Genomic DNA, 19,662 nt, shown 5'->3' with positions numbered 1-19,662 from the left:
GGCGGACCAATCTGCCGGGATTGGTCCTGTGGCGGCAAGCCCCCCGTCCACAGACTGAACGACATGAGCGCCGACTTCCTCCCGGACACCCACCTTCCCGACTCGTCCCGTCCCGAGACCTTGGCCGTGCACGCCCCGCAGCCGGAGATCCGCGGCAGCAGGCCGCTCGGCGTGCCCATCCACCAGGGCCACGTCTTCGCCTTCGAGAGCGCCGACTCCCTCGCCGCCGCCTTCGAGTCGCCCGACGCCTTCCTCTACAGCCGCATGGGCAACCCGACCGTCCGCGCCCTGGAGACCGCCGTCGCCCGCCTGGAGGGCGGCGCCGACGCCCTCTCGTACGCCTCCGGCATGGGCGCCATCAACGGCGTGCTGCTCGCGCTGCTCTCCACCGGCGGCCATGTCGTCGCCCAGCGCTGCCTGTACGGCGGCACCTACGCCGTCCTCACCGACCTCGCCGCGCGCTGGGGCGTCGAGGTCACGTACGTCTCCGGCACCGACGCCGACGAGGTGCGCGCCGCGATCCGCCCCGAGACGCGGCTGCTCTACCTGGAGACCATCGCCAACCCCACCACCCGCGTCTCGGACCTGCCCGCCCTGATCGCCGCCGCGCACGAGGCCGGGGTGCCGTCCTGCGTCGACAACACCTTCGCCTCGCCGCTGCTGTGCCGGCCGATCGCGTACGGGGCCGATGTCGTCGTGCACTCGGCGACCAAGTACCTCGCGGGCCACGCCGACGTCCTCGGCGGCATCGCCGTCTTCAAGGACCGCGAGCTGCACCGCGCGGTCCGGCACCACGCGGTCGAACAGGGCGCGGTCACCGACCCGTTCGCCGCCTGGCTGACCCTGCGCGGCCTGCAGACCCTGCCGCTGCGCATCGAGCGGCAGAGCGCGAGCGCGGCCGAGCTCGCGGCCCGGCTCGCCGCCCACCCGGCGGTGGCCGAGGTCCGGCACCCCGCCCTGGCCGGGCACCCGGACCACGCGGTCGCTGCGCGGCTCCTCCCGCGGGGCGGCGGCGGGGTCGTCTCGCTCGACCTCGCGGGCGGGCGCGAAGCCGGCAAGGCGTTCGTGGAGGCCGTCCGGGTGGCCTCGCTCAGCGTCTCCCTCGGCGACGTGAAGACGCTGGTCATGCACCCGGCCTCGACCTCCCACCGGCAGCTCGACGGGCAGGCGCTCGCGGCCGCCGGCATCGGGCCGGGGACGGTCCGGCTGTCGGTGGGCATCGAGCACGTCGAGGACCTGTGGACGGACCTGGAACAGGCCCTCGCGAAGGCTCTCTAGGGCTCCGGGGCTCAGTCCTCCCGTTCCCGCTCCGCCATCCGGATCACGCACACCGCGACCGCGATGAGCAGCGACGGATCGGCGTCCTCGCGGACCACGTTCACGGCGTAGGTCTCGCGGACGTGGAACCACTGGCGGGAGATGTGGGCCAGGAGTTCGCCGTCGTACTCGACGATGAACTCCCGGTCCAGGATCCGGCCGCTGACGTCGAGTCCGGTGCCGTCGACGAGGGTGACCCGGAAGTGGTTGCGCAGCAGCGACAGGCGCTTGCGGCGGATCGTGGCGAGCGGGCGGTCGTCGCGCTCGATCGTCATCGCGTCGCGCAGGCTGAACATCTTCTGCCGCAGGGTGACCAGGACCTGCCCGTCGGGGTCCTTGAGTTCGAGCGTGTCGCGCAGCCGCAGCGCCTTGCCGTCGACGAGGAAGGCGTGGCGGCCCTGCTCGTCCTCGATCCAGTAGTCGTCGCCGATGGCGAGGATCTTGTCCCGTACCAGGTATTTCATGACGGAATGCCTTCCCGCTCAGGCCGGGAAATAGCGGGTGAACGCGTCCGGGGCCACGCCGAGCGAGGTGCCGAAGGGCGCGTCGAGCTGGCTGATGAGCACGACGGTGAAGGCGATGAAGCCGGACAGGCCCATGACCAGGATGATGTGGGTGGCGCTGCGGTTGATGCCGAAGAGGAACATGAAGGACACGGTCAGCACGCCACCGATGACGAGACCGGCCCACAGGACCACGGAGAGGCGCTCCTGGGCCGCCGCCTCCCGGCCGCGCCGGGCGTCGTCCACGTAGCCGATCTGGGCCAGCATCTCCTGGGCGGCGATCTGCTGGCCGGTGGTGGCGGTGCCGGAGCCGTGCAGCTGCCCGGCCGCGCGCAGCCGGTCGAGCATCGCCCAGCCCTCCGGCCCCAGGGGCTCGCGCTCGGCCATCCGGGGCCATTCGACGTCCACGACATGGGCGGCGTACGAGCGGGCCGCGTCCCGTACCGGCTGCTGCTGGGCGGCCGGCAGGGAGTCGGCGAGCAGATACGTCTGGTGCAGGGCGCTCGCCTCGGCCTGGACCCGGTCGTCGGCGGTCGTGCGGTTGTCCCAGACGGAGACGAGGCACAGGCCGAGCACGAGGGCGTAGAAGACCGACACCATCATCGAGATGTACTCGGCCACGTCCTCGCGTGGTTCCTCGCCCGGTCGCATCGGGAACAGCCGGGTCTTGGCGTAGACGGCGAGCGAGGCGAGGAAGGCGACGCCGAAGACGACGACGAGGGTTTCGAGCAGGGCCATCGGATCTCCCAGGACGTCTCTCAGGAGCGGCGCGACCCGAGCAGGGCGGCGGCTGCGGCGGCGGGGACGAGCAGGAGAAGCAGGATCACGGTCATGCCGAGATGCGGCAGTTCACGGGCCCGGCGGTGCAGCCGCGGCAGGATTCCCTCCTCGCCGGCGGCGACGGGAGGCCGGGTGGCGGGCGGCCGGGGCACGGGTGCGGTGGCCGCGGGCGGTTGCCGAGCGGCGGCCCCGGGCGGCCGAGCGGCTTCGGGCGGCACCGCTCCCCCCGGCGCCGCTTCCCCGGGGGCCGCCTCCCCCGGAGCCGCTCCCGCCGCTTCCGCGGGCGCCGCTTCCGTGGGTACGGCTCCGGGCGCGGCCAGCGCCTCGGCGGCAGCGGCGGCGGCGGCCTCACCGAGGGCTTCGGCGGCAGCGGCAGCCGCAGCGGTGGCTGCGGCGGGGGACACGGCTCCGGGGGCAGCGGGCGCCGCGAGCGTTCCGGGTGCTCCCGGGGCGGCGCCGGGCGCGGTGCCCGTCGCGGGCGGCCGGGCCCGCACCGACGGCGGAACCGACGGCGAACCGGGGGGCGCCCCGGGCGGCGTACCCGCTCGCGTCGGGGCCGGCGTCGGCGTCGTGGCCGTGGGAGGCGTCGAGGTCGGCGTCGGTGTCGGGGGCGGCGGCGCGGGGATCCGGAAGGCGGCGGTGGCGCGGGCGGTGAGCGGCGGGGCGGGGACGCGTCCGCCGTGCTCGTCCACGGTCGTGACCCGGTCGCTGCCCGAGACGAGCCCGGCGCTGCGGTAGGTGCCCGGGGGCCGCCGTACGGTCGCCGCGCACCCGGCCGAGACACCGGGCGCGAGCTCCGCCGCGCAGGGGACGGGGCCGAGGAGCGGGTCGGTGAGCCGGAGCCCGTACACCGGCCGGTTGCCGCGGTTGGTGACGGTGTACGTCACGACCGCCCGGCCGCCGGTGACCCGTACCGCCTCCGTCAGGCCGAGGGCGCCGGCCACCCCCTCGTACCCGGAACGCGCGGTGGCGGTGACCCGCCGCCCGAGCGAGGGGATCTCGCCGCCGGCCCGGGCGGTCGCGACCCGGATTCCGGGCAGGGCGCGGAAGCGGGCCGTGCAGACCATCGAGCGGAGCGCGTTCAGGGTGCGCCGGGGACAGCTCACCCGCGCGCCGGGTACGCCGGGATCGCCGACGCCCACCCCGTACAGATCGGCCTCGCCCCGGTTGACCAGCCGGTACCGCTTCACCACGGCCGCGCCGGCCCGCACGTCCACGCCGGCCGTCCCGGGCCGGGCGTCGACGGTGACGGTCATGGCGAGGACGTTCTCCCCGGCGCCGCCCGCGCGCGCGTCCTGCGGCACGACCGCGAGGAGCAGCGTCAGCAGTGCCAACAGCGTCAGCCGTGCCGGTGGTGCCGGCGCTGCCGGCGGCGCGTGCCGTGCCCGCAGGACCTGTATGACCCGCATGACCCCTCCCGGCCGAATAGTCGGATGATCGTTCCGCTACGTCATGCTGGCTGCGCCGCCCCCGCCCCCGCCCGTCAAGACACGCCGCACCCACTCCACCCGGACCCCGCATTCACCCGTCCGGCGATCCGTGCGGCACAGTTGAGCCATGAACGACGTCTCTCCGCGCGCTCGCGCTCGTGTCCGCGCCCCCGAGCTCATCGGCAAGGGCGGCTGGCTCAACACCGGCGGAGACGATCTGACCCTCGCCGACCTGCGGGGCAAGATCGTCGTGCTCGACTTCTGGACCTTCTGCTGCATCAACTGCCTGCACGTCCTCGACGAGCTGCGCGAGCTGGAGGAGAAGCACCGCGACACGCTCGTGATCGTCGGCGTGCACTCGCCGAAGTTCGTGCACGAGGCCGAGCACCAGGCCGTCGTCGACGCCGTCGAGCGCTACGAGGTGCACCACCCGGTGCTCGACGACCCGGAGCTCGCGACCTGGAAGCAGTACGCGGTACGGGCCTGGCCGACGCTCGTCGTCATCGACCCCGAGGGGTATGTCGTCGCCCAGCACGCGGGCGAGGGCCACGCCAACGCGCTGCGCGCGCTCGTCGAGGAGCTGGAGGCGGAGCACGAGGCGAAGGGCACGCTGCGGCGCGGCGACGGGCCGTACGTGGCGCCGGAGCCGGTCGCGACCGATCTGCGCTTCCCCGGCAAGGCGGTCCTGCTGCCGTCCGGGAACCTGCTCGTCTCCGACACCACCCGGCACCAGCTGGTCGAGCTGGCCGAGGACGGCGAGACCGTCGTCCGGCGCATCGGTGACGACGGTGGGTTCCGCGAGCCGCAGGGCCTCGCGCTGCTGCCCGACGGGAAGGTCGTGGTCGCCGACACGGTCAACCACGCCCTGAAGGTCTTCGATCCGGAGAGCGGGTCGGTCGAGCGCGTCGCCGGCACGGGCCGCCAGTGGTGGCAGGGCTCCCCGACCTCCGGACCCGCCCTCGACGTCGACCTCTCCTCGCCGTGGGACGTGGCCTGGTGGCAGGGCAAGGTGTGGATCGCGATGGCCGGTGTGCACCAGATCTGGACGTACGACCCGGAGACCGGGACCGTCCAGGTCGCGGCCGGCACGACCAACGAGGGCCTGGTCGACGGGCCGGCCGCCGAGGCCTGGTTCGCGCAGCCGTCCGGGCTCGCCGCGACCGCCGACCGGCTGTGGATCGCCGACTCCGAGACCAGCGCGCTGCGGTACGTCGAGAAGGACGGCGAGGGGTACACGGTCCACACGGCCGTCGGCACCGGGCTGTTCGACTTCGGGCACCGCGACGGCGCCGCCGACCAGGCGCTGTTCCAGCACCCGCTCGGCGTGACCGCGCTGCCCGACGGCTCGGTCGCCGTCTCCGACACGTACAACCACGCCCTGCGCCGCTTCGACCCGGCGACCGGCGAGGTCACCACGCTCGCCACGGACCTGCGCGAGCCCAGCGACGCGGTCGTCGTCGGCGAGGACGTCGTGGTCGTCGAGTCGGCCCGGCACCGGCTCACCCGGCTGCGGCTGCCCGAGGAGGCCGTCCAGGTCGAGTCGGTCGCCCACCGCACGCAGCGCGAGGCCACCGAGATCGCCCCCGGCGGCCTCCGCCTCGACGTCGTCTTCCAGGCCCCCAAGGGCCAGAAGCTCGACGACCGCTACGGCCCCTCGACCCGCCTCCTCGTCTCCGCCACGCCGCCCGAGCTGCTGCTCGCCGGCGAGGGCAAGGGCACGGACCTCTTCCGCGACCTGGAGCTGAACCCGGCGCTCACCGAGGGCGTCCTGCACGTCTCGGCGATGGCCGCGTCCTGCGACGACGACCCGGAGAACGAGTACCCGGCCTGCCACGTCCACCAGCAGGACTGGGGCGTCCCGGTGCGGATCACGGACGCGGGCACGGCCCGGCTGCCGCTGATCCTCGCCGGCCTGGACGCCTGACCCTCCCCGGTTTTCGCCCGGGAACGGTTCGGCCCCTGCCGTGTGGCAGGGGCCGAATCCGTGTCCGTGGGCCCGGTCAGCCCGGTCAGCCCGGTCAGCCCGGTCAGCCCGGTCAGCCCGGTCAGCCCTCCAGGAAGGCCACGAGCGCGTTCGCCAGGTGGTGCGGGTCCTCCGCGCCGCACAGCTCACGGGCGCTGTGCATCGACAGGCAGGCGACGCCGATGTCGACGGTCGAGATGCCGTGGCGGGCGGCGGTGATGGGGCCGATCGTCGTGCCGCACGGCATGTCGTTGTTGGAGACGAACGACTGCCACGGCACGCCCGCCTTCTCGCACGCGGCGGCGAACACCGCGCGGCCGCTGCCGTCGGTGGCGTAGCGCTGGTTGACGTTGACCTTGAGGATGGGGCCGCCGTTGGGGCGCGGGTGGTGCGTCGGGTCGTGGCGCTCGCCGTAGTTCGGGTGCACGGCGTGGCCGACGTCGGAGGAGAGGCAGACGGAGCCCGCGAGGGCGCGCGCCTTGTCCTCGAAGCTGCCGCCGCGCGCGTACACCGAGCGCTCCAGGACGTTGCCGAGCAGCGGGCCCTGGGCGCCGGTGTCGGCCTCGGAGCCGTTCTCCTCGTGGTCGAAGGCGGCGAAGACCGGGATGTACGGCAGGTCGGCGCCGTGCGCGGCGACGGCGGCGAGCGCGGCGGCGCAGGCGTGCACGGAGATCAGGTTGTCCATCCGCGGCCCGGCGAGCAGCTCGCGGTCCCGGCCCAGGTAGGCGGGCGCCTCCAGGGCGTGCACCATCAGGTCCCAGCCGGCCACATCCTCGGCGTCGACGCCCGCCTCCCCGGCGACGAAGTCGACCAGGTCGCCCTCGTGGACGTCGCCCAGGCCCCAGATCGGCTGCATGTGGCGCTGGCGCTCCAGCTTCATGCCCTCGTTGACCTGCCGGTCCAGGTGGATGGCGAGCTGGGGTACGCGCAGCAGCGGCCGGTCCACGTTCACGAGCCGGTGGCTGCCGTCCCGCAGCGTCAGCCGGCCGGCGAGGCCCAGGTCCCGGTCGAGCCAGCTGTTGAGCAGCGGCCCGCCGTAGATCTCGACGGCCACCTGCCGCCAGCCCTCCCGCCCGAAGTCCGGCTGCGGCTTGACGCGCAGGTTCGGCGAGTCGGTGTGCGCGCCGACGATCCGGAACGGCGTGTGCGCGGCGGCGCCCTCGGGCACGTACCAGGCGATGATCGCCCCGCCGCGGATCACGTACTTCCCGCCCGTCGTCCCCTCCCAGGCGTCGGTCTCCTCGACCTTGCGGAAACCCGCCTTCTCCAGCCGCTCGGCCGTGTTGGCCACCACGTGGTACGGCGACGGCGAGGCCGCGAGGAAGGACATGAGGTCATCGGTGTGGCCGCGGTCGAAGCGGGCGGGTGCGCTACTCATGACGTTCACCTTACGGGGGTCTCGACATGTGGACCCGGCCCGGACCAAGGGCCCCCTGGGCCGCCCCCGACGGATCGGGGGCCGGCCTCGACGAACCCGTGGCTGCCTCCCGACGAACGTGAAGGCGAGTGAGCCGAAGGAGCCCGGCTCAAGCGCCCCGGAGGCGAAGCGAGCCGGAAAACAAGGGGAACGGCCCGCTCCCCTCCCCGGGAGCGAGCCGTTCCTGTGTGCGGACTCAGGCGCGTGCCTGTGCGTTAGAACGCGGCCTCGTCCAGGTCCATGATCTCGTTGGTGACGCCCTCGGCGATCAGGCGCTCGGTGGAGACGCCCGGCAGGATGTTCGCGGCGAAGAACTTCGCGGCGGCGATCTTGCCCTGGTAGAAGGCGACGTCCTTGCCCGCGGCGCCGGCGGCGAGCTTCTCGGCGGCGACGGCGGCACCGCGCAGCAGCAGGTAGCCGACGACGACGTCACCGGCGGCCAGCAGCAGGCGGGTGGAGTTGAGGCCGACCTTGTAGATGTTCTTGACGTCCTCGCCGGTGGCGGTGAGGTCGGTGATCATCGTGCCGACGATGGCCTCGAGGTCGACGGCGGCCTTGGCGAGGGAGTCGCGGGCGCCGGCGAGCTCGTCGCCGCCGGTGCCGACGGCGAGGAACTTCTTGATCTCCTCGGCGAGGGCGTTCAGGGACGCGCCCTGGTCGCGGACGATCTTCCGGAAGAAGAAGTCCTGGCCCTGGATCGCGGTGGTGCCCTCGTACAGGGTGTCGATCTTCGAGTCGCGGATGTACTGCTCGATCGGGTACTCCTGCAGGAAGCCGGAGCCGCCGAAGGTCTGCAGCGACTGGGCGAGCTGCTCGTAGCCCTTCTCGGAGCCGTAGCCCTTGACGATCGGGAGCAGGAGGTCGTTGAGGCCGTGGAGCGCCTTGGCGTCCTCGCCGGCGGCTTCCTTCTCCTGGATGGCGTCCTGCACGGAGGCCGTGTAGAGGACGAGGGAGCGCATGCCCTCGGCGTACGCCTTCTGCGTCATCAGCGAGCGGCGCACGTCGGGGTGGTGGGTGATGGTGACCTTGGGCGCGTTCTTGTCCATGAAGTTGGCCAGGTCGGTGCCCTGGACGCGCTCCTTGGCGTACTCCAGGGCGTTGAGGTAGCCCGTGGAGAGGGTGGAGATCGCCTTCGTGCCGACCATCATGCGGGCGAACTCGATGATGAGGAACATCTGGCGGATGCCGTCGTGCTTGTCGCCGATGAGCCAGCCCTTGGCGGGGTGCTTGTCGCCGAAGGTCATCTCGCAGGTGTTGGACGCCTTGAGGCCCATCTTGTGCTCGACGTTGGTGGCGTAGACGCCGTTGCGGGCGCCGAGCTCGCCGGTCTCCCAGTCGAACTCGTACTTCGGGACGAGAAAGAGGGAGAGGCCCTTGGTGCCGGGGCCGGCACCCTCGGGGCGGGCGAGGACGTAGTGGAGGATGTTCTCCTCCATGTCGTGCTCACCGGACGTGATGAAGCGCTTGACGCCCTCGATGTGCCAGGAGCCGTCCTCCTGCTGGATGGCCTTGGTGCGGCCCGCGCCGACGTCGGAGCCCGCGTCGGGCTCGGTGAGCACCATGGTGGAGCCCCAGCGGCGGTCGACGGCGATCTTGGCGATCTTCTTCTGCGCCTCGTTGCCCTCGTTGAAGAGGATGCCGGCGAAGGCCGGGCCGGAGGAGTACATCCAGATGGCCGGGTTGGAGCCGAGCAGCAGCTCCGCGTAGGCCCAGATGAGGGAGCGCGGGGAGACGGTGCCGCCGATCTCCTCGGGGATGCCGAGACGCCAGTACTCGGACTCCATGAAGGCGTTGTACGAGTTCTTGAAGGAGGCCGGGACCGGGGCCGTGTTGGTCTCCGGGTCGAAGACCGGCGGGTTGCGGTCGGCGTCGGCGAAGGACTCCGCGAGCTCGTTCTCCGCGAGGCGGCGGATCTCGTCGAGGATGCTCTTGGCGGTCTCGACGTCCATCTCCTCGAACGGACCGGTGCCGTACACCTTGTCGCGGCCGAGGACCTCGAAGAGGTTGAACTCGATGTCGCGGAGATTCGACTTGTAGTGCCCCATGGCGACGGCTCCGTAAAGGCTCGGGGAGGGAAGGTCCTCGTACACGTACTACCCGTGAGTAGCTCACGCTCTCTACGATGATGCTACCCACCGGTAATAACGGCAACCCCTTTCCGGACATCTGTGACGGGGGCCGCACCCGGCAGGCGCCGCTCGATAGGCTTGCTGTCATGTACGGCTACGACCAGAACCCGGGTGCTCAGCAGTACGCGCCGCCCCAGCAGCCGCCTCAGCAGCAGTACGCGCCGCAGGGCGGGATGCAGGGGGGCGGAATGCAGGGCGGAATGCAGGGCGGAATGCAGGGCGGAATGCAGGGTGGCTACGCCCAGCAGCCCCCGCTCTACCCGGAGCCGTCGCCGCCGTCGCTCGCGGACGCGGTGCGGGCCTTCACGACCGGGCAGATGGCGGCCGAGGACTTCCAGCAGATCTTCGCCACCTCCAAGGTCTACTGCCCGCGCGGCGACAATCCGGGCTTCCTGGCGCTGCACAACACCCAGCAGCCGGTGATCCCGATGTTCACGTCGCTCAAGGAACTGCGGCGGTACGCGGGCAAGGAGTCGAAGTACTTCGTGATCACGGGTGCGGAGGTGATCGACCTGCTGCCGACCGGCTACGGCTTCGTGCTCGACATGGAGGGCGACCACCGGATGGTCTTCGACGCGAAGGCCGTGGAGCAGATGGTCGACTTCGCGATGCGGCGGATGTACGGCTGACGGAAGCTGGAAGTGCACGGGGACGCCCGGGAGGAATTCCTCCCGGGCGTTCTGTGTTCTGGGTGGCAGAAAGTTCAGGATTCAACTAACCTGGACGTACAACGTTCAATCAAGATCGAGATGGACGTACGAGGAGGCCCCGCCATGCCCGCCGTGACTGTCGAGAACCCGCTGACCCTGCCCCGTGTCGCCGCGTCCGCCGACGCCGCCGCCCGCCCGGTGCTCGCCGTCACCACGGCCCCCCAGGGCTTCGAGGGCGAGGGCTTCCCGGTGCGCCGCGCGTTCGCCGGCATCAACTACCAGTACCTCGACCCGTTCATCATGATGGACCAGATGGGCGAGGTGGAGTACGCCCCGGGCGAGCCCAAGGGCACCCCGTGGCACCCCCACCGCGGCTTCGAGACCGTCACCTACATCATCGACGGGATCTTCGACCACCAGGACTCCAACGGCGGTGGCGGCACCATCACCAACGGCGACACCCAGTGGATGACCGCCGGCTCCGGCCTGCTCCACATCGAGGCCCCGCCGGAGCAGCTCGTCGTCAGCGGCGGCCTCTTCCACGGCCTCCAGCTCTGGGTGAACCTGCCCGCGTCCGACAAGATGATGGCCCCCCGCTACCAGGACATCCGCGGCGGCCAGGTCCAGCTGCTCACCTCCCCCGACGGCGGCGCGCTGCTCCGCGTCATCGCGGGCGAGCTCGACGGCCACCAGGGCCCCGGCATCACCCACACCCCGATCACGATGATCCACGCCACCCTCCGGCCCGGCGCCGAGATCAACCTGCCGTGGCGCGAGGACTTCAACGGCCTCGCGTACGTGCTGGCCGGCCGCGGCACCGTCGGCGCCGAGCGGCGGCCCGTCCACATGGGCCAGACCGCCGTCTTCGGCAAGGGCGGTGCGCTGACCGTGCGGGCCGACGAGAAGCAGGACGGCAACGCCCCGGACCTGGAGGTCGTGCTCCTGGGCGGGCAGCCGATCCGCGAGCCGATGGCTCACTACGGCCCGTTCGTCATGAACACCCAGGCCGAACTCCGCCAGGCGTTCGAGGACTTCCAGGCGGGCCGGCTCGGCACGATCCCGGCCGTGCACGGCATGGGCGAGTAGGCCGGACAGGTCTCGTAGGGGGCTCCGGTACGGGTGCGAGCAGGTCTCGTCTCGTACGGAACTCCGGTACGGGGACGAGGGCGCGGCCCCCGTCCCCGTACCCCTGCCCCTGGCCCCGTCCTCCTGCACCTGGCCCCGTCCCCTTGCCTCCGCCCCGTCTCGCGTCTGACGCCTCGTCACCCGTACGGCCCGGCAGCGCGCGACGGGACGCCGGGCGCCGTGGTCCGGTGGGTCCATGCCCGCCGAACGCCCAGCCGCCGAGCGCCCGCTGCTTCCCGAAGCCGCCCGCCGCACCGCCGCCTGGTGCGCGGTGGCGCTGCTCGTCGCCGGGGTCGCCGCCGTCTTCATCTGGCTGTGCGTGGTCTTCAAGACGGCCGTCACGCCCGCCCTGCTCGCCCTCCTCGGCACCGCGCTGCTCGGCCCGCTCTACCGGCGGCTGCTGCGGATGAAGGTGCGGAAGTCCCTGGCCGCGGGGCTGACCGTGCTCGCCGTGGTCGCGGTCGTCGGCGGCGCCGCCTATGTCGTCGTCGCCGCCCTCGTCGACTCCGGCGCCCAGATCGTCGACTCGCTGCGGCAGGCCGCCCAGGACATCACGAAGCACTTCGGCGTGGCCGGCACCTCGCTCGACGACGTCGCCAGGAACGCCAAGCGGCTCCTGGAGAAGTTCGGCGGGACGGCGGCCTCCGGGGTGATCTCCGGGCTCAGCACGGGCGCCCAGATGCTCGCCACCGCCGCCCTCGCCCTCCTGCTCATCTTCTTCTTCCTGCGCGACTCCGACCGGGCGGCGGACGTGCTGCGCTCGCTCGCCCCCCGCTCGACCGGCGACGTCATGGAGGCGATGGGGCGGCGCGCCTTCGAGGCGGTCGAGGGCTTCATGCGCGGAACGACCTTCGTGGCGCTCGTCGACGCCCTGCTCATCGGCGTCGGGCTGCTCGTCCTGCGGGTGCCGGGCGCGATCGGCCTCGCCGCGCTCGTCTTCATCACCGCCTACATCCCCTACCTCGGCGCCTTCCTCTCCGGCGCCGTCGCCGTCCTCGTCGCCCTCGCCGACCGCGGGTTCGTCATCGCGCTGTGGACGCTCGGCGTCGTGCTCGCCGTCCAGATGATCGAGGGCTACGTGCTCCAGCCGATGGTGCAGTCCCGCACCGTGCAGATGCACCCGGCCGTGGTCATGCTGGCGATCACCGCCGGTGCGTCCGTCGCCGGCGTCCTGGGCATGCTGCTCGCCGTACCGCTGACCGCCGCCTTCTTCGGAGTCGTCGGTGAACTGCGCACCCGGTACGGGGAGCCGGCGCCCTAGGTTGCCGCCGCCGGGGTGCTTCCCGGCTCGAACGCCCTCAGCATCTGTTCCAGGGCGGCCTGGTCCGGGCCCACGAACGGGTCCGCGTCCGGCGCCATGGTGATCGTCTCGATCAGGCGGGTGGTCATCCGGACCGCCGGCGGCAGGTGCGTGCACAGCACGATCTCCGGGCTCATCTCCCGCACCGGCTCGATCGACGCCCGGAACTTCGCCCGGTCGACGACGTGCACCCACGGGCTGTCCACCGTCGCCCACAGCAGCTGCGCGGCCCGCAGCTCCTCCGGCTTCAGGTCGTTGGCGTGCCCGCTCTCGGCGAGTTCGGCCGTGGGCATGGGGCCGCCGAAGCAGTCGGAGCTGAAGCAGATGCGGGTCTTCTCGTCGTAGAAGCCCACGGTGGCCGGGTTGTCGAAGAGCGGCGGCCGGAAGCCCCGCAGGCGGCGGTCGCCGACGTCGAGGGACTGGCCGGGGTTGAGGAAGTACACCCGGTCCATGGGCAGCGGGCGCTCGGTGGTCATGATCCCGGCGCCGATGAAGGTGGTCACGACCCGCGCCCGCGGGGCCGCCACCAGCAGGTCGAAGATCCCGCCGGTGTGGTCGCGGTCGGGGTGGGTGAGCCAGATCCAGCGCACGTCGGCCGGGTCGATGACCGTCCCGAGCGTCGCCACGAAGTCGCGGTCGGCGACGGACAGGCCGGTGTCGACGACGACCGGTTCGCGGGAGGTGAGGACGTAGGCGTTGACGGGGATGTGGCCGATCCCCGGGACTTCCAGGCTGTCGCCGATGACGGTGGTGTCGCTGCCGACCTTGTGCGTGTCCATGGCGGGCTCCGTGGTCCCCCCGGCGGCCGTACGACACCAGTCTCCGCCGCCCGACCGGGTGCCGCGCGTCGTACGCGCGGGGCGCGGCGCGGACGGGGCGGGCATGGCGTGGCGCGGCGGGTGCGCGGAAGGGGTGGGCCGGGGCGCGCGGGGCGCGGCAGCCGGTGAGGCTCAGCACCCGTCCGGGCAGCCGCCGGGCTCAGCACCCCGTCGGTCAGCAGCCGGTGGGGCTCAGCACCCGTCCGGGCAGCCGCCGGACTCAGCACCCGTCGGGGTCAGCAGCCGGCCGGGCCCAGCACCCGTCGGGGTCAGCACCCGGCCGGGCCCAGCACCCGTCGGGGTCAGCACCCGGCCGGCCCAGCACCCGCCGGGGTCAGCAGCCCTTCTCCGACTCCGGCTCGTGCAGCTCGAACCAGATCGCCTTGCCCTCGCCGCGCGGGTCCACGCCCCACGAGTCCGCGAGCATCTCCATGAGCAGCAGCCCGCGCCCGTTGGACGCCAGCTCGCCCGGGTGCCGCTTGTGCGGCAGTTCGTCGCTCGCGTCGGCGACCTCGACGCGCAGCCGGCGCGCGTCCGGGAGGCAGACGACCTCGGCGACGAGCAGGGCGTCGCCGTCCGTGTGGACGAGGACGTTGGTGACCATCTCGGAGACCATCAGGACCGCCGAGTCGACCTGGTCGGGATCCGACCAGTCGTGGAGCAGCTGGCGGACGCTCCCGCGGGCCGTGGCGATGCGATGCGGGTCGGCCTGGGCGATGGTCATCATCGCGCGGCGCGGGGCCTCCCGTACTCCGGTGCCGGGCTGGCGGGAGAGCAGCAGGACGGCGATGTCGTCCTCGCGGCGGTCGGCGAGCGGGCCGGTGGTGTGGTGCGAGCCGGGCCCGTGGACGGCCTCGACGAGCTGGTCGGCGAGGGCCTCCAGGTCGTCGCCCCGGTGGTCCTCCAGGAGCTTGCGGATCCGGTCCCAGCCGCTGTCGAGGTCGTGGCCGCCGGTCTCCAGGAGCCCGTCGGTGCAGATCATCAGGGTCTCGCCGGCGGCCAGGGTGAGCCGGGTGGTGGGGTAGTCGGTGTCGGGGTCGATGCCGAGGGGCAGACCGCCGGCGGTGTGCCGGAGGAGAACCGTTCCGTCGGTCATCCGCACCGCCGGGTCCGGGTGGCCGGCCCGGGCGATGTCGACGGTCCCGCTCTCCAGGTCGACCTCCAGGTAGAGGCAGGTCGCGAAGCGCGGCCCGCCGCCCGGCCGCCCGTCGTCGCCGCCCGCGCCGCCCCCTTCGTCCACCCCGTCGTTGATCCCGTACAGGAAGCGGGAGGCGCGGGAGAGCACGGCGTCGGGCCGGTGCCCCTCGGAGGCGTACGCGCGCAGCGCGATCCGCAGCTGGCCCATGAGCCCGGCCGCCCGGACGTCGTGGCCCTGCACGTCGCCGATGACCAGGGCGATCCGGCCGCCGCCGGGCCCGTCGGGCAACCGGATCATGTCGTACCAGTCGCCGCCGACCTGCAGCCCGCCGCCCGTGGGCACGTACCGCGCGGCCACCTGGATGCCGGGGATGCCCGGCCCGAGGACCGGCATCATCGTGCGCTGGAGGCCCAGCGACAGCTCCCGCTCGGACTCGGCGACCCCGGCGCGGGCGAGGGCCTGCGCCAGCATCCGGGCGACGGTGGTGAGGACGGAGCGCTCGTCGGGGGTGAAGGCCACCGGGTGCTTGAAGGCGGCCATCCACGCGCCCATCGTCCGGCCGGCGACGACCAGCGGCACGAAGGCCCAGGAGCGGCGGCTGAAGCGCTGGGCGAGCGGCCAGGTCATGGGGAAGCGGCGGGCGTACTCCTCCGGCGTCGGCAGATAGATCGCCCGCCCCGTCCGCACCACCTCGGCCGCCGGGTAGTCGGTGTCGAGCGTCATCGAGGTGAACGGCCCCTCGTCGCCGTCGCCGTGCCCGTGGTGGCCGATCACCGTCAGCCGGTCGCCCGACATCCCGAAGACCGCGAGCCCGTCCGGCGAGAAACCGGGCATGGAGAGCGAGGCCGCCACCCGCAGCACCTCGGCCGTCGACCGCGCCTCGGCGAGCGCCCGGCCCGCGTCGAGCAGGAAGGCCTCGCGGGAGCGGCGCCAGTCGCCGGTGATGGGGGTGTGCGGGCCGGCGGTGCCGGGCTGCGGCTCGGCGACCTCCTGGAGGGTGCCGATCAGCGCGTAGTCGGGTCCCTCGATCAGCGGCTTGGACCTGCTCCGTACGGTACGGATCACCCGCCCGTGCTCGTCCATGATCCGCAGCCGGGCCTCGGCCAGGGTCCCCTCGGCGACGGCGAGGGCGACGACCCCGTCGATCTCGTTCCAGTCGACCGGATGGAAACGCGACCGCACCGCCGCCTCGCTGAGCCGCACGGGCTCGGCGGGCAGCCCGAGCAGCCGGGCCGCCTCGGCGTCGAGCGTGACGGTCCCGGAGGCGTTGTCCCAGCGCCACAGGCCGGTCGCGATGGCCGCCAGGACGTCCTCGGTGCGCATTGCCCTACTTTATGAATATCGGACAGCGAGTCGCCACAGGTCGCGAACTCTTGACACCGAGAGTATTCGAATCGCGATCTTGGGTGTCCCGGTACCCTGGGACGGCTGGACGTGTGCTGTCCGGCGTCCACCAAGGATCCCGAAGAACTGGATGAACGACGATGCATCGGTACAGGTCCCACACCTGCGGCGAGCTCCGCGCCTCTGACGTCGGCACCGACGTCCGGCTGAGCGGCTGGCTGCACAATCGGCGCGACCTGGGCGGCATCCTCTTCATCGATCTGCGCGACCACTACGGCATCACCCAGCTGGTCGCCCGCCCCGGCACCGCCGCGGCCGAGGTCCTCGACAAGCTGACCAAGGAGACCGTCGTCCGCGTCGACGGCAAGGTCGTCTCCCGCGGCGCCGAGAACGTCAACCCGGACCTGGCCACCGGCGAGATCGAGATCGAGGCCGCCGAGGTCGAGGTGCTCGGCGCGGCGCAGCAGATCCCGTTCACCATCAACACCGACGACGGCGTGAACGAGGAGCGGCGGCTCGAGTACCGCTTCCTCGACCTGCGCCGCGAGCGCATGCACCGGAACATCATGCTGCGCTCCGCCGTCATCGCCTCCATCCGCTCCAAGATGGTGGCGCTCGGCTTCAACGAGATGGCGACCCCGATCCTCACCGCGACCTCCCCCGAGGGCGCCCGTGACTTCGTCGTCCCGTCCCGCCTGAACCCCGGCAAGTTCTACGCGCTGCCGCAGGCCCCGCAGCAGTTCAAGCAGCTGCTGATGATCTCGGGCTTCGACCGCTACTTCCAGATCGCGCCCTGCTTCCGCGACGAGGACGCCCGCGCCGACCGCTCGCCGGGCGAGTTCTACCAGCTCGACGTCGAGATGAGCTTCGTCGAGCAGGAGGACGTCTTCCAGCCCATCGAGAAGCTCATGACCGAGCTCTTCGAGGAGTTCGGCGGCGGCCGTCACGTCACCTCGCCGTTCCCGCGGATCCCGTTCCGCGAGTCGATGCTGAAGTACGGCAACGACAAGCCCGACCTGCGCACCTCCCTCGAACTCGTCGACATCACCGACGTCTTCGAGAAGTCGGAGTTCAAGGCGTTCGCCGGCAAGCACGTCCGCGCGCTCGCCGTCCCGAACACCGGTGACCAGCCGCGCAAGTTCTTCGACGGCCTCGGCGACTTCGCCGTCTCCCTCGGCGCCAAGGGCCTGGCCTGGGTGCGCGTCGGTGAGGGCGGCGCCCTCACCGGCCCCATCGCCAAGTTCCTCACCGAGGAGAACGTCAAGGTCCTCACCGAGCGCCTCGGCCTGGCCGAGGGCCACGCCGTGTTCTTCGGCGCCGGCGAGTTCGACGAGGTCTCCAAGATCATGGGCCCGGTCCGGGTCGAGGCCGCCAAGCGCGCCGGCCAGTTCGAGGAGAACGTCTTCCGCTTCGCGTGGATCGTCGACTTCCCGATGTACGAGAAGGACGAGGAGACCGGCAAGATCGACTTCTCGCACAACCCCTTCTCGATGCCGCAGGGCGGCCTTGAGGCCCTGGAGACCCAGGACCCGCTGGACATCCTCGGCTGGCAGTACGACATCGTCTGCAACGGCATCGAGCTGTCCTCCGGCGCCATCCGGAACCACGAGCCCGACATCATGTTCAAGGCGTTCGAGATCGCCGGCTACCCGCGCGAGGTCGTCGAGACCGAGTTCGCCGGCATGCTCCGCGCCTTCCAGTTCGGCGCCCCGCCGCACGGCGGCATCGCCCCGGGCGTCGACCGCATCGTCATGCTCCTCGCCGACGAGCCCAACATCCGCGAGACGATCGCCTTCCCGCTCAACGGCAACGCCCAGGACCTCATGATGGGCGCCCCGACCGAGCTCGACGAGGCCCGCCTGCGCGAGCTCCACATCGCCCTGCGCAAGCCGGCCGAGGCGAAGGTCGTGGAGGGCGGCCGCCCGGTGACGGAGGCGGTGCACCCGGACGCGGCGCGCGGCTGACGCGTCTGAGCATTCGGATGTAAAGGGGCCCGGGCCGTACGTGTGAACGTATGGCCCGGGCCCCTTTCGTACGCGCGGGAGGGACTACTCGTCCTTGTCCTCGAAGATCTCCTCGGCGGACGAGACGGTGACGGCGCGCGCGACCCAGCGGCGCAGCACCTCCGGGTCGTCGCAGCCCGTGACGCGTTCGCGGACGTCGTCGGGGACGTCGAGGCCGCGCTGCTCCAGGATGATCAGTATGGCGTCGACGCTGCCCTGGGCCAGGCCTTCCGCCTTGCCTTCCGCCTTGCCTTCCGCCCGCCCTTCCGTCCGGCCTTCGTCCCGGATCTCTTCGGACAGGTACGACTTGTAGAAGGAGAGGTCCGCGGCCACCAGATTCCTCCAGATTTCCATGGCCGGGCGATTGCCCAGACCCTGTGCGGTGAATTCGACGATCGGGTCGGCGACGTTCTCAGGAACGTCCCGCAGCGCGGTGGACAGTGCCTCCAGTATGGCACCGATGTCCGGATCGCCCGCGTGCGTGATCGCCGACAGTGTGGCCAGTACCAGGTCCGCACGAGCCTGGGCCGGGTCGGTGATGACGGGCATGTTGTGCGGGCCCACGACCAGCGGCCGGACGGTGAGGGTGGGCATGTAGGACGGCCCGGCGGCCACGGCCTGTCCAGCCCACTCGGCCGTGGCCCGGTCCTGGCACACGACCAGCAGGGCAGTCGGCAATCCGTACTTCGTCCACAGATACGCGGTGTAGTACGCCCAGGTCGCCGGCTTGGCCGGGTCCTTCTTCCGTTGCGCCTCGATGGCGAGGAGAAGCGACCCTTCTCGTGTGCTGTTGAGCCGCAGGAGTGTGTCCACGCGGCGCTCGGCAGGACGGGTCTCGGTGACGTCGGTGGTCAGGACGACCGCTTCGACGGTGGTCGGGAGGGGAACCCCGAGCACGTCCGACAGACGGCTGAAGAGGTGAGGATCGTGCTGGAAGATGCGGTGCATCGCTTCATGGGGTGAGCTGACCATGCTCTTTCCTGTTCTTGCAGGGGCGGCATTCGCCGGGGGTCGGGCCGCGGAAGGCCCGGTCGCAGCGGTCGCAGTTCTGCAGCGGGTGGCGGACGGGCGGGGGCGGCTCCGGGGCGCGGAAGGGCGGCGCGGGCGGGAGGCGGTCGGCGAGGCGGTGGGCCAGGAGGGCGGCGGGGCGGCGCAGGGGCTCGCGTGGGAGGTCGGAGGTCAGGGCGTGGTGGACGGCCTCGGAGGAGACGTCCCGTTCCAGCCAGGACACGACGCCGGGGATGAGGTGTTCGGTGTCGGCGGCGGAGAGCAGCAGCCGGCGGTCTTGGAGGCGGAGGCAGCCGAGGACGGCGTGCGCGGTCTCGATCAGGTCGGGAGCCGGCCATGCCGGCTGCGGTACGGCGGGCAGGGCGCGGCGCCGCGGCTCCTTCGGCTGGTGTCGGCGGGGCCTTGGCTCGGGCGGCGGTTCGCCGCGCGTGTCGTTGCTGCTCCGACCCGGCTGGTTGCAGGAGACCGTGCGCGTGATCATCCGCCCGCTCGCCGTACGCTCCCGGGTTCGCCGCAGATAGCCGTGGGCCTCCAACTCCCGCAGCGCGGCGGCGATCCGGGTCGTGCCCTCCGGGAAGCGCCCGGCGAGACTCTTGATGTCGACGGCCGCACCGGTCGGCAGCGACTGGATGTGCGTGGCCAGCCCGATCGCGACGAGCGAGAGCTCGGCGTGCTGGGCGAGATGGTTGCCGACGACCGTGAAGCGGCTGGAGTGCCGGGTGTTGTCGTGGACCACG

15 protein-coding genes are annotated in these 19,662 nt (G+C 72.2%); 6 read left to right on the top strand and 9 right to left on the bottom strand.

All coding sequences use genetic code 11. The features are described from left to right. Positions 1–63 precede the first annotated feature (63 nt). Positions 64–1,278, top strand: a complete 1,215-nt coding sequence (locus tag ACWEJX_RS25015) for a trans-sulfuration enzyme family protein (protein WP_451609643.1) — start codon at positions 64–66, stop codon at positions 1,276–1,278. 11 nt (positions 1,279–1,289) lie between these two features. Here ACWEJX_RS25015 and ACWEJX_RS25010 read toward each other — a convergent pair whose 3' ends face one another. Genes ACWEJX_RS25010 through ACWEJX_RS25000 form a run of 3 tightly spaced genes read right to left on the bottom strand, consistent with a single transcriptional unit; the run spans position 1,290 to position 4,009 of the window. Continuing rightward, complete coding sequence (locus ACWEJX_RS25010; protein ID WP_451609642.1) at positions 1,290–1,781, bottom strand: LURP-one-related/scramblase family protein; 492 nt, start codon at positions 1,779–1,781, stop codon at positions 1,290–1,292. Between the two features lie 18 nt (positions 1,782–1,799). Beyond that, positions 1,800–2,558, bottom strand: coding sequence for a bestrophin-like domain (locus tag ACWEJX_RS25005; RefSeq protein WP_451609641.1), 759 nt, complete (start codon positions 2,556–2,558; stop codon positions 1,800–1,802). A 20-nt stretch (positions 2,559–2,578) separates the two neighbouring features. Then, positions 2,579–4,009 carry a hypothetical protein gene (locus ACWEJX_RS25000; RefSeq protein ID WP_451609640.1) on the bottom strand — a complete coding sequence of 477 codons (1,431 nt, stop codon included), beginning with the start codon at positions 4,007–4,009 and terminating at the stop codon, positions 2,579–2,581. Between the two features lie 148 nt (positions 4,010–4,157). Here ACWEJX_RS25000 and ACWEJX_RS24995 point away from each other — a divergent pair, with 148 nt between their 5' ends. Further along, entirely contained in the window at positions 4,158–5,954 is a 1,797-nt protein-coding gene (locus tag ACWEJX_RS24995; protein ID WP_451609639.1) for a thioredoxin-like domain-containing protein, read from the top strand. A 121-nt stretch (positions 5,955–6,075) separates the two neighbouring features. Here the strand turns inward: ACWEJX_RS24995 and ACWEJX_RS24990 are convergent, their stop codons facing one another. Beyond that, positions 6,076–7,371 (bottom strand): M18 family aminopeptidase, encoded by a 1,296-nt coding sequence (locus ACWEJX_RS24990; RefSeq protein WP_451609638.1) that lies wholly within the window; start codon positions 7,369–7,371, stop codon positions 6,076–6,078. A gap of 254 nt (positions 7,372–7,625) precedes the next feature. Then, positions 7,626–9,455, bottom strand: a complete 1,830-nt coding sequence (locus tag ACWEJX_RS24985) for an acyl-CoA dehydrogenase (protein WP_451609637.1) — start codon at positions 9,453–9,455, stop codon at positions 7,626–7,628. Positions 9,456–9,625: 170 nt separating this feature from the next. Here ACWEJX_RS24985 and ACWEJX_RS24980 point away from each other — a divergent pair, with 170 nt between their 5' ends. The 3 genes from ACWEJX_RS24980 to ACWEJX_RS24970 all read left to right on the top strand — a co-directional run bounded on the left by ACWEJX_RS24980 (position 9,626) and on the right by ACWEJX_RS24970 (position 12,575). Beyond that, positions 9,626–10,168 (top strand): SseB family protein, encoded by a 543-nt coding sequence (locus ACWEJX_RS24980; RefSeq protein WP_451609636.1) that lies wholly within the window; start codon positions 9,626–9,628, stop codon positions 10,166–10,168. 144 nt (positions 10,169–10,312) lie between these two features. After that, entirely contained in the window at positions 10,313–11,275 is a 963-nt protein-coding gene (locus ACWEJX_RS24975; RefSeq protein ID WP_451609635.1) for a pirin family protein, read from the top strand. Between the two features lie 235 nt (positions 11,276–11,510). Beyond that, on the top strand, positions 11,511–12,575 hold the full coding sequence (locus tag ACWEJX_RS24970) for an AI-2E family transporter (RefSeq protein ID WP_451609634.1): 1,065 nt from the start codon (positions 11,511–11,513) through the stop codon (positions 12,573–12,575). On the opposite strand, the gene ACWEJX_RS24965 is transcribed toward ACWEJX_RS24970, so the two are convergent. Both ACWEJX_RS24965 and ACWEJX_RS24960 read right to left on the bottom strand, forming a co-directional pair. After that, positions 12,572–13,393, bottom strand: coding sequence for an MBL fold metallo-hydrolase (locus tag ACWEJX_RS24965; protein WP_451609633.1), 822 nt, complete (start codon positions 13,391–13,393; stop codon positions 12,572–12,574). The genes ACWEJX_RS24970 and ACWEJX_RS24965 overlap by 4 nt on opposite strands. A gap of 373 nt (positions 13,394–13,766) precedes the next feature. Beyond that, positions 13,767–15,893, bottom strand: a complete 2,127-nt coding sequence (locus tag ACWEJX_RS24960) for an ATP-binding SpoIIE family protein phosphatase (RefSeq protein ID WP_451609632.1) — start codon at positions 15,891–15,893, stop codon at positions 13,767–13,769. Positions 15,894–16,054: 161 nt separating this feature from the next. On the opposite strand from ACWEJX_RS24960, the gene aspS reads away from it, so the two are divergent. Next, positions 16,055–17,878, top strand: a complete 1,824-nt coding sequence (gene aspS, locus ACWEJX_RS24955) for an aspartate--tRNA ligase (RefSeq protein ID WP_451609631.1) — start codon at positions 16,055–16,057, stop codon at positions 17,876–17,878. Between the two features lie 84 nt (positions 17,879–17,962). On the opposite strand, the gene ACWEJX_RS24950 is transcribed toward aspS, so the two are convergent. Both ACWEJX_RS24950 and ACWEJX_RS24945 read right to left on the bottom strand, forming a co-directional pair. Beyond that, the gene (locus ACWEJX_RS24950; RefSeq protein ID WP_451609630.1) at positions 17,963–18,889 is read right to left on the bottom strand and encodes a hypothetical protein; all 927 of its coding nucleotides are present in this window, start codon (positions 18,887–18,889) and stop codon (positions 17,963–17,965) included. Next, on the bottom strand, positions 18,870–19,661 hold the full coding sequence (locus tag ACWEJX_RS24945) for a helix-turn-helix domain-containing protein (protein WP_451609629.1): 792 nt from the start codon (positions 19,659–19,661) through the stop codon (positions 18,870–18,872). The genes ACWEJX_RS24950 and ACWEJX_RS24945 overlap by 20 nt, the downstream gene beginning before the upstream one ends. Position 19,662: the final 1 nt, after the last annotated feature.

This window comes from Streptomyces sp. NPDC004788, from assembly GCF_053601115.1.
This window is presented reverse-complemented; position numbering and strand designations above follow the sequence as displayed.

Coding starts and splice junctions, on each gene's coding strand:
- ACWEJX_RS24990 (WP_451609638.1), bottom strand. CDS start 7,371: ATGAGTAGCGCACCCGCCCGCTTCGACCGCGGCCACACCGATGACCTC.
- ACWEJX_RS24960 (WP_451609632.1), bottom strand. CDS start 15,893: ATGCGCACCGAGGACGTCCTGGCGGCCATCGCGACCGGCCTGTGGCGC.
- ACWEJX_RS24985 (WP_451609637.1), bottom strand. CDS start 9,455: ATGGGGCACTACAAGTCGAATCTCCGCGACATCGAGTTCAACCTCTTC.
- ACWEJX_RS25005 (WP_451609641.1), bottom strand. CDS start 2,558: ATGGCCCTGCTCGAAACCCTCGTCGTCGTCTTCGGCGTCGCCTTCCTC.
- ACWEJX_RS24965 (WP_451609633.1), bottom strand. CDS start 13,393: ATGGACACGCACAAGGTCGGCAGCGACACCACCGTCATCGGCGACAGC.
- ACWEJX_RS25010 (WP_451609642.1), bottom strand. CDS start 1,781: ATGAAATACCTGGTACGGGACAAGATCCTCGCCATCGGCGACGACTAC.
- ACWEJX_RS25015 (WP_451609643.1), top strand. CDS start 64: ATGAGCGCCGACTTCCTCCCGGACACCCACCTTCCCGACTCGTCCCGT.
- ACWEJX_RS24975 (WP_451609635.1), top strand. CDS start 10,313: ATGCCCGCCGTGACTGTCGAGAACCCGCTGACCCTGCCCCGTGTCGCC.
- ACWEJX_RS24995 (WP_451609639.1), top strand. CDS start 4,158: ATGAACGACGTCTCTCCGCGCGCTCGCGCTCGTGTCCGCGCCCCCGAG.
- ACWEJX_RS25000 (WP_451609640.1), bottom strand. CDS start 4,009: ATGCGGGTCATACAGGTCCTGCGGGCACGGCACGCGCCGCCGGCAGCG.
- ACWEJX_RS24980 (WP_451609636.1), top strand. CDS start 9,626: ATGTACGGCTACGACCAGAACCCGGGTGCTCAGCAGTACGCGCCGCCC.
- ACWEJX_RS24970 (WP_451609634.1), top strand. CDS start 11,511: ATGCCCGCCGAACGCCCAGCCGCCGAGCGCCCGCTGCTTCCCGAAGCC.
- aspS (WP_451609631.1), top strand. CDS start 16,055: ATGCATCGGTACAGGTCCCACACCTGCGGCGAGCTCCGCGCCTCTGAC.
- ACWEJX_RS24950 (WP_451609630.1), bottom strand. CDS start 18,889: ATGGTCAGCTCACCCCATGAAGCGATGCACCGCATCTTCCAGCACGAT.